This is a genomic window from Desulfotalea psychrophila LSv54 (assembly GCF_000025945.1).
GTDB lineage: Bacteria > Desulfobacterota > Desulfobulbia > Desulfobulbales > Desulfocapsaceae > Desulfotalea > Desulfotalea psychrophila.
The window spans coordinates 683,255-698,612 of the sequence record NC_006138.1 but is presented as its reverse complement, the minus strand read 5'-3'; the positions used below and the strand labels follow the sequence as shown (position 1 = coordinate 698,612).

Sequence of the window (15,358 nt, the reverse complement as noted above, 5' to 3'; positions counted from 1 at the left end):
GTCCAATTAAGGGAGTCTTCTTTTGTTAGATATCTCAAAGCAGAGGAGGATGAGGCTGAACATTATCAGGAAGGGAAACAGCTCCTGATAGTTTTCAAACTTCTTCATGCTTCTGCTGGTGGTTTCCATGCTGTTGATTTCGGCGTAGACCTTCTCAAGAGACTCTGTGTCCGTTGCCCGAAAGTATCGTGCCCCTGTTATTTGGGCAACCTTGCTCAGTGTCTTATCATCAATATCCACCCGAGCCCGGACAAGTTGTCTGCGCCCGAAGGCATCGGTGATAGGGATGGGTGCCTCTCCCCGGGTACCTGCGCCGATGGTATAGACCTTAACCTTAAAGCTTTTGGCGGCCTCAGCGGCAATAAGGGGAGGTACCTTACCGGCATTGTTTATTCCATCGGTGAGGAGGATAATAATTTGTGACGGAGATTTCTTCTCTCTCAGTCTATTGACGCCGGTGCCGATGGCAGAGCCGATGGCTGTACCATCTTCTATCATGCCTATGGAGAGGGAGTGGAGGCGAAGGGTGAGCCAGTTATGGTCAAGTGTCGGTGGGCAAACCACATAGGGGCGCCCGGCAAATGCCACCAGGCCTATACTGTCATTGGGGCGTTGGCTGATGAACTTGGCCATAACATCTTTGACAACCTCCAGGCGATTGGTTCGTTTGCCGTTCAGGGTAAAGTCCATTGCCTGCATGGAGCCGGAGACGTCGACGGCAAGAAGGATATCGATACCGCTGCTCTTTATTTCCCGGGTGGTGTTTCCCAACTGGGGTCTGGCCAGGGCACAGATAATCAGGGCAAGGGTGAGCAAGCGCAGGAAGAGGGCAATCTTGCCTCGATAGTTCTTGCGTACCGAGGAGAGTTGGCCGATAAGGGCGGTACTGGAAAAGATCAGGGCCGGCCCGGGACCCTGTTTGCCCCGAAAAAAAGCGAGCAGGGGCAGGAGGAGAAGGAGCCATAAAAATTCAGGATGAACAAAACGCATCACATTGCCTCCTTCTGGCTGTTGGTCGCTGTTTCATTAATAAATGCAACGATGGCGTTTTTAATAAGAGGCATATCAGCTTGCTGCGGAAGTTGATGGGCAAATTTTGCCTGGTCAAATATCTGCAGATATCTTTTGAGATCCTGGTCATGGAGGAGCGAGGTGGTCTCTGGGTTTTGAAGAATCTCGATGGAGTTGAGAAATTCTTTGGTGGTCTGTTTGGTGGAGCGTATACCCATTTGGGTTTCAATATACTGTCTGAGTATGTTTGAAATTGCCTCCAGATATCTGCGTGTTTCCGGTTCGTCTAAAAGGTTGATCTTCTTTAAGGCTATTTCAGCTGCGGACTCTACGCTCTTTTTTCGTCCCCTTCTATACAGATAGATAGACAAAAGGGTGGCGAGGAGGATGACCATGCCTATGATAGCAGTGGTGCCCCATGGCCAGGAGGTCGGTAGCAGCACGGGACCGATAATATCTTCGATATCAGCCTGAACAGCCGCCTGCGAAGAGAGTTGCAGTGGAGCCTGGACAGCGGCAAAAATATTTATTGGATTGAATCCAATCGCTATGGCAATGGTAAAGAGGAGGACTTTCATCGGCTACGGCGCTCCCTTCTCATTCCGAAAAAGTGGAGGAGTTTAGGCAGGTAGGGTTCATTGGTTAAGAGGTCAAGGAGGTCAATGCCACTGGAGCGAATGGACTGCTGTATCGATCGTAGGCGGGCGAGGATAAGATTGTTATACTCCTCTCTAACTCTGGGGTTTGAACTGTCAATTTCTATCTGTTCTCCTGTTTCTGCATCTTCCAGGCAGATCCATCCAAGGTTGGGGAGCTGACGTTCGTTGGGATCACTGATGAGGATGGCAATGAGGTCATGATACTTATTGGCTATTTTAAGGCTTGGTTGAAGAGTTGAAATATCATCGGTTGAGGTGAGAGAAAAGTCAGAGAGGAGAAAGACGACACATTTTTTTTTACAGACGCTGTTAATAAAGTTCAGAGGTGTTTGCAAATTGGTGCGAACGCCCTTGGCTTTAAAAAAAAGTATCTCCTGAATTACCCTGAGAATATGGGAACGACCCTTTTTGGCGGGTATGTAGAGTTCAATTTCATCGGTAAAGAGAATAAGCCCCACCTTGTCGTTATTCTTGATGGCAGAGAAGGCGAGGACGGAGGCCAACTCTGCAATCATTTCTCGTTTGCTTGACTCACCTGAACCAAAATCTCCCGATTTGCTGATGTCGATCATGAGCATAATGGTCAACTCCCGCTCTTCAGAGAATTTTTTTATATGGGCAACGCCTGTCCGGGCGGTAACATTCCAGTCGATACTGCGAATATCATCGCCTGGGACATACTCCCGCACCTCATCAAAGTTCATACCCCGGCCCTTAAATACAGAGTGGTAGTTTCCTGCCAGACTATCGTTTACTAACCTGTTGGTGCGAATTTCTATCTGGCGAACTTTTTTCAGAATATTGCGTGTGATCTCTTTTTCCATGCTGGTTGACCTGTTGAAGGGCTTAGGGTACGGGAATGGTGTCAAGAATTTTACGAATAATATCTTCGCTGCTGATTCCCTCGGCCTCTGCCTCATAGGAGATACGCAGACGATGTCGCATTACATCCATGGCTGCCTCCTTGACGTCGTCGGGGGTGACATAGCCCCTATGCCCCAAAAAGGCTAGGGCTTTAGCAACAGTTGCCAGGTTGATGGTTGCCCGGGGGGAGGCACCGATCTCTATATAGTTGTGGAGATCGAGTCCAAAATTTCGGGGCTCGCGGGTAGCATAGACCAGCGAAACGATATACCTTTTAATCTTCTCATCCATATAGATCTGGCCCAGAACCCTGCGGGCGGAAAAGATATCATCACTGGTGATAATAGGTATGAGTGGAGTGGGTGTGTCCTCAAGGCTGTTGATAAGTTGTAACTCTTCTTCAAAGCTTGGGTAGTCAACGACGATTTTAAGCATAAACCTATCGATTTGGGCTTCGGGCAGCGGATAGGTGCCCTCCTGATCGACGGGGTTTTGGGTTGCCAGTACCAAAAAGAGTTCTGGCAGGGGAAAGGTGGTATCGCCGATGGTTACCTGCCCCTCTTCCATTGCCTCCAGGAGGGCGGATTGTACCTTGGCCGGGGCCCGGTTTATTTCATCGGTAAGGATCAGTGAAGAAAAGATAGGACCCTGTTTTGTTTCAAAGCTTGTCTGTTGCGGATTGTATATTTCGGTACCGATGATATCAGCCGGCAGCATATCCGGGGTAAATTGAATACGGCGGAAATCTACCTGAATGGCTTTAGCCAGAGTTTTTACGGCCAGGGTTTTAGCCAGCCCCGGAAGTCCCTCTAGAAGAATATGTCCGCCTGTGAGGAGACCAATAATAAGAGATCTGATTAAATGTTCCTGGCCAATGATAACCTTGGCAATCTCTTTTTGCAGTGGATCGACCCAACGGGAGGCGTTTTCTACCTCCTGGCTAATCTTCTGCACCTTTTGATAAACATCCTCGGTGCCCATCTGTTGCTGCGGTACCTGCCCTTTTGTTCTACCAGGGGGGGCTGTGGGAGTTATTTTTTTGCCGAACATATTCTTCCTCAGAAAATTTTTTTAATCTAATTGATGCCTAATGATTTCCTATACTAGCATAGTAGATGCAGATTACCTCGAGCTTTAATAAAGATTACAGCATTGTAATGAGGGGCTAGTCCCGGGCAAAAAACTCTGTCCGGTGAATTTCATTTACCCGGGGGCTTGGCTTTTTTTAGTTGACATATTTAGCTTATTGGGTTTTTATAGTGAAGCTCAGCATTGCTCAGCGGGCGCATAGCTCAGTTGGTCAGAGCCACCGGCTCATAACCGGTCGGTCGTAGGTTCGAATCCTACTGCGCCCACCAATGTTTAATGCAAGAAAACGTGTCTTGATTTTGAAATGCTCTTTGAGTGTTTTGGGGTCAGGTGAAATATTGAAATATACTTGGATCTCGAAATTATTCTGGTAGAGATGCACGAAAATATACGAGAGGGAGTCACTACTCGACTTCCGAAAAAAAAGATTGAATCTTCAGGATTCGATGTGGATTTGGTGATTAAGGTACAGCCTAAGGGTTGTACCTTTTTTTTATCCCCTGTGTATATGCATCTTGTTTTCAATAAGTTATGTCTATTTATATAAAAGATATACTCGAAAGTATAGAGGGTGATGCCCCTAAATCCCTCGCAGAGTCCTGGGATAATGTCGGCCTGCTTGTCGGTGATAAAGAGCGACAGGTTAAGCGGGTATTGGTGGGGCTTGACCCGACCACCTCTCTTTTGGCCGAAGCCATAGAGCTTGGAGCTGATACGGTTATCACCCATCATCCAGTTATCTTTCATCCCCTCTCTGCAATTGATACTTCCACTCCCGTTGGAATTATTATCGAACAAGCCCTACTTCATAAAATTTCCCTTATTGCCAGTCATACTAATCTTGATAGTGCCGCCTCAGGCGTGAGCCAGGCTCTGGCCATAGCCCTTGGTTTGGAAAAATGTTGTCCTCTTCTCCCCAGTAGTGAGGGAATTGAGGGTACAGGTCTTGGCTGTCTTGCTGAATTTTCTACTCCCCTTCTCTGGGAGGATTTTTGTGATCTTCTTCTGGAAAGACTGTCGGTGCTCAGTGTCCAGGTAGCAGGTTCTGTACCGAAGCGAGTTGCTCGGGTGGCCCTCTGTGGAGGAAGCGGTTCCGGTTTTGCCGAGAAGGCCTATAGGGCTGGAGCTGATGTCTATATCACGGCGGAGATAAAGCATGATGTTGCCCGCTGGGCTGAAGAGTGCTCTTTTTGCCTTGTTGATGCAGGCCATTATGCAACGGAGCAATTTGCTGTATCCTTGATGGCAAATAGTTTACGACGGGCAGCAGGGCTGTCGGGTTGGAATATAGAGGTGTTTGAAACAGTTACCGAGAAGAATCCCTTTGTTACAGTTTCCACCGATTTTTTTCGCTGATATTGTGTGTTTCGTCCCTGGGACGAATTATAAAAAAATAATTGTAAGAAAAGATAGAGTTTAAACGTTTTCCATAGGAGAGTAGGTCTTGAATGAGAATATAGAACAACTAGTCGTGTTGCAAGAAATTGATCTTGGGATTGATAAAATTGATGGCCAAATTGAATCTGTTCAGGAGGCATTGGATTCACGTATTCAGGCACTTGCTGATAAGGAAGAGTTGATCAAAAGTCTTGATTCAGCCGTTAATGGCAAAAAGAGTGAGATTAAAACTCTTGAGCTTGAAATGGAAGAAAAGGTGAGCCATGTCCGCGAGCGTCAGGCTAAGATGATGCAGGTTCAGACCGGTCGTGAGCAAACTGCTCTTCTTAAAGAGATTGAAGACGCTAAGAAGGCAGCAAAAGAAAATGAGATTAAGATTATTGCCATAATGGAAGAGTCTGAGTCCGTTGCTGCCGAAATGAAAACCGAAAAAAATCTTCTTCGCGGTGAGAAGAAGTTGGTTGCAGAGGAAACTGAAAAGGTTCGTCTTGCCATCGAAAAGATCAACAAACAAAAGCAGAGCAGCTCAGAGAAAAGAAAAAAACAGGCTTCGACTATTGAAGCATCTCTGTTGAAAAAATATGAAATATTGCGCGAACGTCGCAATGGCCTGGCCATGGTGAATGTGCTTGATGGTGTTTGTCAGGGTTGTTATATGGCTATTCCACCTCAACGCTATAATATGTTACTTCGTGGTGATCTGATGTTTGATTGTCCCATCTGTAATCGTATTATGTATCACGAGCCAGAGGCACTATAATTTTCTTACCGGAAAATTAGTTTTAATAAAAAAGGGTCAAACTCTCCATGAGAGTTTGACCCTTTTTTTGTGTTTTGCAGAATCAATTTGGAGCCATTAAAAATGGCTCCAAATTGATGATTATCTATTTTTGTAGATAATCATGAATGGACTGAGCTGCATTTTTACCATCGCCCATGGCGAGGATAACAGTGGCGCCGCCTCGGACGATATCGCCCCCGGCAAAGACACCCTGCATGGAGCTCATCTGCTTTTCGTCCACCACAATATTACCCCACTTGTTGAGTTCCAGCTCAGGACATGTGGAGGTGAGGAGTGGATTTGAGGTGGTACCGATGGACATGATAACAATATCAGCCTCTACTTTAAATTCACTTCCCTCTATGGCAACAGGGCGTCTTCTGCCCGAGGCATCTGGTTCGCCAAGTTCCATTTTTTGCAGGTGAACATTTTCCACCCAGCCATCTTCGGTGCCACCAATAGAAAGAGGTGCGACCAGGAACATGAACTCGATACCCTCCTGTTCCGCATGAATGACCTCTTCCAGACGGGCAGGCATCTCGTCACGGCCACGGCGATAGGCAAGGATTACTCGTTCACTGCCCATGCGTTTAGCTGTTCTGGCTGAATCCATGGCTGTGTTGCCACCACCAAAGACGACGGTGGTAGGACCAGTGACAATTGGAGTTGCACTGCCCTTCTTATAGGCGTTCATCAGGTTTACCCGGGTGAGGTATTCGTTTGACGAGTAGACACCGTTGAGGTTTTCACCTGGTAAATTGAGGAAGATAGGCAGTCCGGCACCGTTGGCGATAAAACAGCTGTCAAATTCTGCCATTATCTCCTTAATAGTCAGGGTTTGGCCAATGATGACGTTGAATTCAAACTTAACCCCGAGGGCGACAAGGTTTTCCACCTCGTGATCGACAATATTTTTTGGCAGACGAAACTCAGGAATACCATAACGAAGTACACCACCGGCGGTATGTAATGCCTCAAAAACTGTGACATCGTGCCCCCTACGGGCAAGTTCTCCGGCGGCGGTCAGACCTCCGGGACCACTGCCGATAATGGCGACCTTTTTCCCCGTCTTCTCTATGCAGGGTACTTCGGGTTTAAGGTTTTGGGCAGCCCAGTCAGCGACAAAGCGTTCCAGCCAACCGAGGGCAACGGCATCGCCCTTTTTACCCCGAACACATTTCTGCTCGCATTGAGATTCCTGTGGGCAGACCCGGCCGGTGGTGGCGGGCAGGGCGTTGTCTTCACGGAGTATCTTGGCAGCTGCGGCGAAATCGCCCTTGGCAACTTCCTGCAGGTATTCAGGGATACGGACACCGACGGGACAACCGGAGACACAGGGACGGGTCTTGCAGTTAAGGCAGCGTTGGGCCTCACGGATGGCCACCTCTTCAGAGATCCCCAGATTTACCTCAGTGAAGTTGGTTGCCCTGATCTTGGCGTCCTGCTCGGGCATATGGGCCCGGGGAATTGCCATGCGTTCTTTTATGCTGATTGTCTCTATCTTTACTGCGTCCATGCGACATTTATGGCGATCGTGGTCGTGGCCGACATACTGGCGCTGTCTGGCAGCAAGCTCTTTAAAGTCAACCTCATGACCGTCAAATTCAGGGCCGTCGACGCAGGCAAATTTTACCTTGTTGGCGACGGTTACCCGACAACCGCCACACATGCCTGTGCCGTCTACCATAATAGGATTGAGGCTGACAATGGTCTTGACGCCGTAGGGACGGGTCTGTTCACAGATGGCCGCCATCATAGGAACGGGGCCGATGGCATAGATAATCTCTGGGCGTCTGGTCTCGTCTTCAAGTATTTCAGCGAGGGGGCCGGTAACAAAGCCCTTATCACCGAGAGAACCATCTTCCGTGGTTATCTTTAGTTGAGTAGAAAATACGGCGAGCTCGTCTTTGAGAATGACAAAGGACTCTGAACGACCACCGATGATGGTTGTCAGATCATTGCCTGCTGCGGCAAGGGCCTTGGCCAGGGGAAAGAGTACAGCGGTACCTACCCCGCCACCAATACAGACCACCTTACCGACTTTTTCAATTTCTGAAGCCTTACCAAGGGGGCCGGCAATGTCACGGATAAATTCTCCGGCCTGCTTGCTGACAATTTGCTTGGTGCCCTCGCCAACGGCTTGAATAATTAAGGTGATTGTACCGTTTTCAATGTTCTCGTCGGCAATGGTAAGGGGAATGCGTTCGCCACCCTCTTCATGGACGATAACAAATTGTCCCGGCTTACGGGATTTTGCCACTCGAGGAGCTTTGATGATAAGGCGGTGAACATTAGGGGCGATGATGCTGTTTTCTACGATCTCAAACATATCTTTATCCTGTTAGTCAATTTTACAGTACGAAAGTGTACTGGTAAATTAGCAGAATAGGCAGAATAATCCAAGATATTCTTGTGGATCATTCTGTCCTATATTGCATATACATGAATAATGTTATCTTTACTGGATTATTTATTTTTCTGCGCTCTTATTATGTAAATAAAAATAAGAGGAGATTCAATGAGCAGGCGCAACTGGAGAGATAAAGATTATGGATGTTATTGCTAGGGGGCGTCTTTACTGCTGGGAAAACGGACATACCCTCTCTCCTTTTGTTGATCGAGGAGAATTTTAAACGGCTCTAGTGGGACAGGTCTGCTATAGCGAAAACCCTGGGCTAGTCCATAATTCTGTTGGCGAAGGAACTCCTCTTCTGCTTTGGATTCGATGCCCTCGGCAATGACCTCGATACCAAGGGTCTTGCTCATGGCAAAGATGGCATCGACTAAGACACGATTTGATTTTTTAAGATGTATATCTTTGATAAAGCTTTTATCAATTTTAAGGAGGTCAAAGTTTTGTTTTTGCAGGTAGTGGAGGGAGGAATAACCTGTGCCGAAATCATCAATGGAAAGGCGAATGCCCAATTGTTTGATCCACTGGAGCAGGTGAATAGTTTTTGCTCCCAGATTAAGTAAATTATTTTCTGTTATTTCCAACTCCAGTTGATCTGGCTGGAGGCCACTCTCCCTGAGGGCGGTTAGTATTGCCGTTTGGAGCTGGTTTGGATTGTGAAATTGTTGGGCAGAGAGATTGAGGGCAATACGAAATGATCTCGGTGGATTGATGCTGGCAATATCAGCAGTCGCCTTTTGTAGAACCCACTCCCCTATGGGTACGATGAGCCCTGTCTCCTCTGCCACAGCTATAAGTTCTGTGGCAGTAATATCTTCGAAGGTTTTGTTGTTCCAACGGAGTAATGCCTCGGCTCCAACAATTTTTAATTCTTTACCAAGTTTGATAAATGGTTGGTAGTAGAGGGTGAGTTCATCTCTGCTAATGGCCTTATGCAGATGTTGCTCAAGCATCTGTTTACGAGAAATTATATGGCTAAGAGACTGGCTGTAAAAGCAAAATATATTCTGTCCTTTTTCCTTTGCCCGGTACATGGCAAGGTCTGCATAACGCATCAGCTTATCTGCCTTAGAGCTGTCGCGAGGGTAAAGTGATACACCAATACAGGCCCCAAGATAAAAATCTATCTGTTGGATAAAAAATGGTTTTTGTAGTTCTTCCAATATATTTTTTGCCGTGCTTTCGGCAAGGGAGGATGTTTCGCTATCTTCAAAATTGCTGACGAGAAATTCGTCTCCCCGAAGTCTGGCCACCGTACTATTGGGACCGCTTGCCCGCACAATCCTTTCTGCGGCAATTTCCAGGAGATGTTCGCCCCCGTCATGGCCTAAGCCCTTGTTAACCTTTTTGAAGTTGGCCAGATCTACGGAGAGTACATAGAGCCGCTGATTTGTCTTTTGGGCCTCTGCTATCTTTTCACAGAGAATAGCGTAGGCCATTGTTTTGTTGGGAAGTCGTGTTGTCGAATCAAAATTTACCTTATAGTTTAACTCTTCCTCGCTTGTTTGCCGTTTGTGAATTTCTTTTTGCAACTCTTTAGAATGCTTTTCGGCCCAGGCTGAGGTATTTTTTCTGGGAGCGAGAGACAAAGTTACGCTGTAATCTATGGAGTGTTCCTGCCAGCATCATCATAATAAATAAAAAAACAGCGATTAAAAGTAGGGGTGAGGTAAGCATTACCTGCAGGTTGCTGCGGGTTTGTTTTTTTGTGAGGTAAAAATCTGTATTTTTGATGGGAGAGTAGAGGATATCAGGATCAGTTGGCGGTTTTTTTTTGAGGCTTATCTGGCTGTTGTTAAAGAATAGTTCGAGTAACTCATTAAGATTAATTTCTCCGAGAAGGCTTCCTCTTGCAGACCCTTCAATATAAACAGGTAGGTATGTGGCGATATGCAAATGATTGTCTATCTTTTTGCCTGATTCTTTGAAAGCTAAAGGTTTTCCTAAGAGAGGATTTTCTTTCGGGCTGAGATCTTCATCTTGCAGGGTGATGTTATTGTAGACCTGATCCAGGGCAGAGTTATATTGCCTGGGATAAAATTTTTTAAAGGTGTCGTTGTCTTGAGGGGGGGGGATTAAATAGCCAACAACTATCGGATGATAAGGAAAGGCATTACAGCGGCCGACAAAGAACTGGCAGAGCACCTTTGCCTCGTGATCCAGTAGCTCCTGTTGCTGTCTGTGTAGAGAGCTAGAGAGATAATATTGGCTCATAGCAAGGGGCAGAATTACAAAAATCACCAAGAGAATGCCGGTGGCCTTGTTATTTTTTAGCATGGAGATAATTGTTGTGTCCGCTTTTTTATCTTTCATTACATATCTGTTTTTAAACATAAGTTTTTAGGTTAAACAAGATAATATAATTCTATTTTATCTCACATTCAAAAGCAAATTGCTGACCATTTATTGAGGTGGTGTGGCGGATATCCTTGAAAATCAAACAATTATGACTCTTCCTCTTAAGAAATTACTTAATGGACTGCTTCCCGAGCAGGCCTTTGCCGAACTCGTTGGTTCCTATGATATTGTCGGTGATATTGCAGTGATTATTATCCCTGATTCCTGTCAGCCCTGGCAGTCGCTTATTGCTGAAAAGATCTTAGAAAATCATCCCCATGTTTCGGTGGTGGCCAAACGGGCGGGGAACTATGATGGTGAATTTCGTCTTCTTCCCCTTCAGGTCCTTGCCGGTGAAGAGCGAACGGTGACGGAGTTGCGTGAGTCCGGGGTGCGTCTTAGCCTTGATCTGGCTCAGGCATATTATTCGGTACGTAGTGGTGGCGAACGACTGCGCATTGCCCGAATGGTTGCAGATGGAGAACGGATACTAGTGCCCTTTTCCGGGGTGGGGCCTTACCCATTGGTTATTTCCCAGCACAGCCGGGCAAAGGAGATCATTGCCGTGGAGAAAAATAGCTCTGCCCATCAATATGCCCTGCAGAGTTTTCGTCTGAATAAAAAGCTGAAAAATATAAAATTTTATCAGGCGGACATCTCTTGCTGGCTTGGTGGAGAGCATGGAACTTTTGATAGGATTATCATGCCTCTGCCTAAGAGCGGGGCAGCCTTTCTATCTTCTTTATTGCCTGTACTTTCTCCTCGGGGATGGGTACACTTTTATGATATGCAACTGGTTGATTCATTTGAAAAGTCTTTTGAATTTATAGAGGGAGTTGCCCTGCAACTTGGGCGTAAAATTCTCTATCACAATATCACGGCCTGCGGGCACTGTGGTCCTCGAACCTATCGTATTTGTGTTGATGTAAAATTAGAATGATAGTTGGGGGAATTTTTTAAAGGGAGCTAGCTATGTATGTGACTGCTTATGGGGCAACTCAAGAGGTAACCGGTTCTTTTCATACCATTACAACTTCAGATGATACCCTTCTGCTCGACTGTGGTCTCTATCAGGGGCGACGTAAGGAGTGTGAGGAGAAGAATCGTCATTTTCTTGTAGATCCCAAGACTATCAGTAATGTTATTCTCTCTCATGCCCATATTGATCATTCCGGACGCCTGCCCATGTTGACGGATCAGGGCTTTACCGGAAATATTTTTTGCACCCGGGCAACGGCAGATGCCTGTGCCTACCTGCTCAGGGATTCGGCCAATATTCAGGCCGGTGACTGTTCCTACCTCAACTATAAGACGGTAAAAAAATTTTTAGAAAAGGCAAAACAGGGTGATAATCCGGGGAATATTTCCCGGGCGGAACTGAAGGAGATGCAGGGAATTCTTAAGTCCGATGATTATCAGAGTAAACGCAGTCTTATTATTGAGGTAGCGCAAAAAAATAACCTGGAAATAGTTCGACCCATCTATAGCCAGGAGTCCGTTGACAGATGCCTTCCTGCTTTTAAGGGCATGCCCTATGAAACTACCTTTACCGTGGGTAAGAACACCACCTGCACCCAGTATGAGGCGGGGCATATTCTTGGCTCTGCCATCTCTATTATTCAAAGAAAGACACCATCGGGGCAGGTGAAGAACATCATGTACAGTGGTGATTTAGGCCGTTTTGATAAGCCGATCATTAAGGATCCCACTCTTAACTTTGCCCCGGAGCATCGGAATATTGATCTCTGTCTTATGGAGAGTACCTACGGTAACCGCCTCCATGAACCCGTTGCCTCCCTGAAGCCGATGTTGAAGAAGGTCTTAACAGAGACCTTTGAACGGGGGGGAAGCGTACTTATCCCCTGTTTTGCCTTTGGTCGTACCCAAGAGCTTATTTATTTTCTGCATGAGCTTTATCGAGACGGTGAGGTTCCTCGTCGTCCTGTCTATATAGATAGCCCCCTTGCCACCAATCTGACCACCGTCTTTGGTGAGCATCCGGAAGACTATGATGAGGCAACCCACCGGAGCTTTTTGGAGATGAGGCAGAGTCCCTTCAGCTTTGAGCACCTTCATTTTGTCCATAATGTTCAGGAGTCAATGGCTCTCAACCGTGATCCCCTCTCTAATATTATCCTCGCCGGTTCCGGAATGTGTGAGGGCGGCAGGATACTGCATCATCTTCGTCATAGAATTCATGATGAACGAAATACAGTCCTTATTGTCGGCTATATGGGGGAGAATACCTTTGGTCGCCTTCTTCATGAAAAGGGCAAGGAGTATGCGGAGAGTGGTCGGCAGGGAGATGCGCCCATGGTTCGATTTTATGGTAAGGACTATCCGCTTAGAGCCCATGTGGTCAGTCTTGGTGGTCTCAGTGGTCATGGTGATCGTGACGAGATGACCCGGGTACTCAAGGATTCTAATCTCAATGTTAAAAGTATTGCTCTGGTGCATGGAGAGGTGGAGCAGTCCCTGGCCTTTGCCGAACATTTGCGAGGCGAGGGGTTTGATGTAAGTATTCCTCTTAAGGGGGAGAGAATGCCCGTTTAGCGGGGCTGCGAGGGTAATCTTGCAAAGGCTTATTTTCTGTGATTCACTTATGGGAGGATAGAGCTCTTAAGATACTTATTTAGCAGGAGGAAGGCTTGAAAAAAACAATGGGAAGAATGGCGGTGACAATTGGTTCCATGCTTATTTTGTCGGTGGCCTCAACGGCCATGGCTGCTCAGGTTGATGACAAGCTGTTTCTGGAACTTAAAAAACTCGTTGAGCAGCAGCAAAAACAGCTGAGTGTCCAGGCCCAAGAGATAGAAAACTTGAAAAAGCGAATGGGTGGAGTTGCTCTGGCCGTGGATAAAAAGGCTGATAAGACCCAGATAAAGGCCCTCGTCACCGAGACAGAGGATTCTTTAGCCTTAAAAACTCGTTTTGCTAATGTCGACCTCTCTGTTTATGGTTGGCTGAATAAGGCCTACCTCTTTGCCGATAATGGTAACTCCAGTAAGAGCTATTTTGTTGATAATATCAACTCCATGTCTAGAATTGGTCTCAATATTGGTGTTGCCGTAAGCGATGATTTTAGCGTGGGCGGTAAGCTTGAGTATGGCCTCATTTCCAGCCCATCATCCAAGGTAAATCAGTTTGAAACATCGGGCTTTGACGAGATCCTCCTGCGCCATGCCGATATTTTCTTTAATAATAAGCGCCTAGGTAAGTTCTCTATTGGTAAGGGTGCTATGGCCGCATACCTCTCCTCAGAGGTGGATCTCTCCGGCACCTCCCTTATTGCCTATTCCTCTGTCTCAGATATTGCAGCAGGCCAGCTCTGGTATAATGGGGTGAAGGATCTCATTAAGAAGGACACCTTAAGTGTAGGAAGTGTCTTTACCGATATGGACAGTGGTCGTAAGAATCGCGTCCGCTATGATACCCCAGCTTTTGCCGGTTTTATGGCCTCGACTTCCGCTGCCGCCGATGACTTCTATGATCTGACCCTGCGTTATAACCGTGACTATGAGATAGCCAAGGTGGCAGCGGCCCTGGCCTATCAGGCCCCCGGCAGTGATGGTAAAATCGTCAACGGTTCGGTCTCTGTTCTTCTCAGTAATGGCCTCAATACTACCCTGGCAGCAGGACGGCAGAAGTCTATCCATACCGGCTATGATGATGCCACCTTTATCTATGGCAAACTTGGCTACCAGAAGGATTTCTTTTCCTGTGGCAAGACTGCCCTCTCTGTAGATTATAGTCAAAATGATGATGTTTATGTTGATGACAATGCCGGTAAACCCCTCAGGGGTGGCAAGGCCAAGACCTGGTCAGTTGCGGCGGTGCAGAATGTGAACGACTGGGGCACGGAATTTTATATAGGCTTTAGGCAGTATATGTATGAGACCGATAGCACGGACTATGAGAACGTCAATGTTGTTATGAGTGGAGCGAGGTTACAATTTTAATGAAAGGCTCATATGGTATCAATTTCTTCTGTCTCCTCCTTCTCCTCTCTCTTTTGCAGGCATGTGGGGGCAGGGAATATAGCTATCAGGACACCAACAATAAACCCGATACTCCCGGTCTAATTACCGGGGAGGCGGGTCAGTACCATATTCTCCGGGCGAAGGAGGTTGGCAATGCCTTGGCGAAGAAAGGGGTGGCAGAAGAGTCAGTCGTAAAAGAGTGAGGCTGTCGCCATAAAAATATAAGGTCCGTATAGAGAGACTCCATACGGATTTTTTTACCAGACGATCAAACAATTATGAAAATTTTTTCTTTAAGACCCCATGCCACAAGCCCCCTGGCAGGTATCCAGCTCGGGGGGGCTATCTATAGACAACAAAATTCGATCTCTATTTGGTTTCAGCTCCGGGGAGATCTCGCTCAGATAAAGATGGGCAAGGGTGGACAGCAGGGGCGCTGCCATGATCTTTGGCGCAAGACCTGCTTTGAGGTGTTTATTGCTCGCCCGGAAAGTCCTGCCTATTGGGAGCTGAACGTTTCTCCCATGGGGGAATGGAATATCTACTCTTTTTCTGAGTGTCGCCGGGGTATGCAGGAGGAAGTTGGCATTGAGCAGGTTTCTGTTACCACCTACCAGACGGAAGACTCTTTTACCCTGCACTGTAATCTTTGCCTCGACAAGATCCTTTTCCCCAATTATCCTCTGCAAATTGCTGCCTGTGCTGTTCTTCAGGACAGAGAGGGTCTCTGTAGCTATTGGGCATTGGAACACGGGGAAGGACCACCCGATTTTCATAATCGGAAGAAATTTTTATTGAATATTTAAGTCCTCTTTTAAGGAGAAAC

General features: G+C 46.8%; 14 protein-coding genes and 1 tRNA gene. 8 read left to right on the top strand and 7 right to left on the bottom strand.

Features of this window, described 5'->3' with window-relative positions:
• Positions 1 to 6: 6 nt before the first annotated feature.
• Genes DP_RS03180 through DP_RS03165 form a run of 4 tightly spaced genes read right to left on the bottom strand, consistent with a single transcriptional unit; the run spans position 7 to position 3,584 of the window.
• A complete protein-coding gene (locus DP_RS03180) occupies positions 7 to 990 on the bottom strand; it encodes a vWA domain-containing protein (RefSeq protein ID WP_041277574.1) in 984 nt (327 codons plus the stop codon).
• Positions 990 to 1,589 (bottom strand): DUF4381 family protein, encoded by a 600-nt coding sequence (locus tag DP_RS03175; protein ID WP_011187882.1) that lies wholly within the window; start codon positions 1,587 to 1,589, stop codon positions 990 to 992. The genes DP_RS03180 and DP_RS03175 overlap by 1 nt, the downstream gene beginning before the upstream one ends.
• Positions 1,586 to 2,494: a DUF58 domain-containing protein gene (locus DP_RS03170; protein WP_041277573.1), complete on the bottom strand. Its 909-nt coding sequence runs from the start codon at positions 2,492 to 2,494 to the stop codon at positions 1,586 to 1,588. Before DP_RS03170 ends, DP_RS03175 begins: the two co-directional genes overlap by 4 nt.
• 22 nt (positions 2,495 to 2,516) lie before the next feature.
• The gene (locus DP_RS03165; protein ID WP_011187880.1) at positions 2,517 to 3,584 is read right to left on the bottom strand and encodes an AAA family ATPase; all 1,068 of its coding nucleotides are present in this window, start codon (positions 3,582 to 3,584) and stop codon (positions 2,517 to 2,519) included.
• 231 nt (positions 3,585 to 3,815) lie between these two features.
• Here DP_RS03165 and DP_RS03160 point away from each other — a divergent pair.
• From DP_RS03160 to DP_RS03150, 3 genes are all read left to right on the top strand, one after another.
• Positions 3,816 to 3,892, top strand: a tRNA-Ile gene (locus DP_RS03160).
• 262 nt (positions 3,893 to 4,154) lie between these two features.
• Positions 4,155 to 4,979: a Nif3-like dinuclear metal center hexameric protein gene (locus DP_RS03155; RefSeq protein ID WP_011187879.1), complete on the top strand. Its 825-nt coding sequence runs from the start codon at positions 4,155 to 4,157 to the stop codon at positions 4,977 to 4,979.
• An 88-nt stretch (positions 4,980 to 5,067) separates the two neighbouring features.
• Positions 5,068 to 5,781: a zinc ribbon domain-containing protein gene (locus DP_RS03150; protein WP_011187878.1), complete on the top strand. Its 714-nt coding sequence runs from the start codon at positions 5,068 to 5,070 to the stop codon at positions 5,779 to 5,781.
• Between the two features lie 124 nt (positions 5,782 to 5,905).
• Here the strand turns inward: DP_RS03150 and DP_RS03145 are convergent, their stop codons facing one another.
• The 3 genes from DP_RS03145 to DP_RS03135 form a co-directional block, all read right to left on the bottom strand.
• A complete protein-coding gene (locus DP_RS03145) occupies positions 5,906 to 8,131 on the bottom strand; it encodes a bifunctional dihydroorotate dehydrogenase B NAD binding subunit/NADPH-dependent glutamate synthase (RefSeq protein WP_011187877.1) in 2,226 nt (741 codons plus the stop codon).
• A 233-nt stretch (positions 8,132 to 8,364) separates the two neighbouring features.
• On the bottom strand, positions 8,365 to 9,747 hold the full coding sequence (locus tag DP_RS03140) for a putative bifunctional diguanylate cyclase/phosphodiesterase (RefSeq protein ID WP_156792195.1): 1,383 nt from the start codon (positions 9,745 to 9,747) through the stop codon (positions 8,365 to 8,367).
• A 4-nt stretch (positions 9,748 to 9,751) separates the two neighbouring features.
• Positions 9,752 to 10,528 carry a hypothetical protein gene (locus DP_RS03135; RefSeq protein ID WP_041277572.1) on the bottom strand — a complete coding sequence of 259 codons (777 nt, stop codon included), beginning with the start codon at positions 10,526 to 10,528 and terminating at the stop codon, positions 9,752 to 9,754.
• Between the two features lie 103 nt (positions 10,529 to 10,631).
• Here DP_RS03135 and DP_RS03130 point away from each other — a divergent pair, with 103 nt between their 5' ends.
• The 5 genes from DP_RS03130 (at position 10,632) to DP_RS03110 (ending at position 15,338) form a co-directional block, all read left to right on the top strand.
• Positions 10,632 to 11,492, top strand: coding sequence for a class I SAM-dependent methyltransferase (locus tag DP_RS03130; protein ID WP_011187874.1), 861 nt, complete (start codon positions 10,632 to 10,634; stop codon positions 11,490 to 11,492).
• 32 nt (positions 11,493 to 11,524) lie between these two features.
• Entirely contained in the window at positions 11,525 to 13,105 is a 1,581-nt protein-coding gene (locus DP_RS03125; RefSeq protein ID WP_011187873.1) for an MBL fold metallo-hydrolase RNA specificity domain-containing protein, read from the top strand.
• 95 nt (positions 13,106 to 13,200) lie between these two features.
• Positions 13,201 to 14,511, top strand: coding sequence for a porin (locus DP_RS03120; RefSeq protein WP_011187872.1), 1,311 nt, complete (start codon positions 13,201 to 13,203; stop codon positions 14,509 to 14,511).
• On the top strand, positions 14,511 to 14,735 hold the full coding sequence (locus tag DP_RS03115; protein ID WP_011187871.1) for a hypothetical protein: 225 nt from the start codon (positions 14,511 to 14,513) through the stop codon (positions 14,733 to 14,735). Before DP_RS03120 ends, DP_RS03115 begins: the two co-directional genes overlap by 1 nt.
• 75 nt (positions 14,736 to 14,810) lie before the next feature.
• A complete protein-coding gene (locus DP_RS03110) occupies positions 14,811 to 15,338 on the top strand; it encodes a DOMON-like domain-containing protein (protein WP_011187870.1) in 528 nt (175 codons plus the stop codon).
• The last annotated feature ends 20 nt before the right edge of the window (positions 15,339 to 15,358 follow it).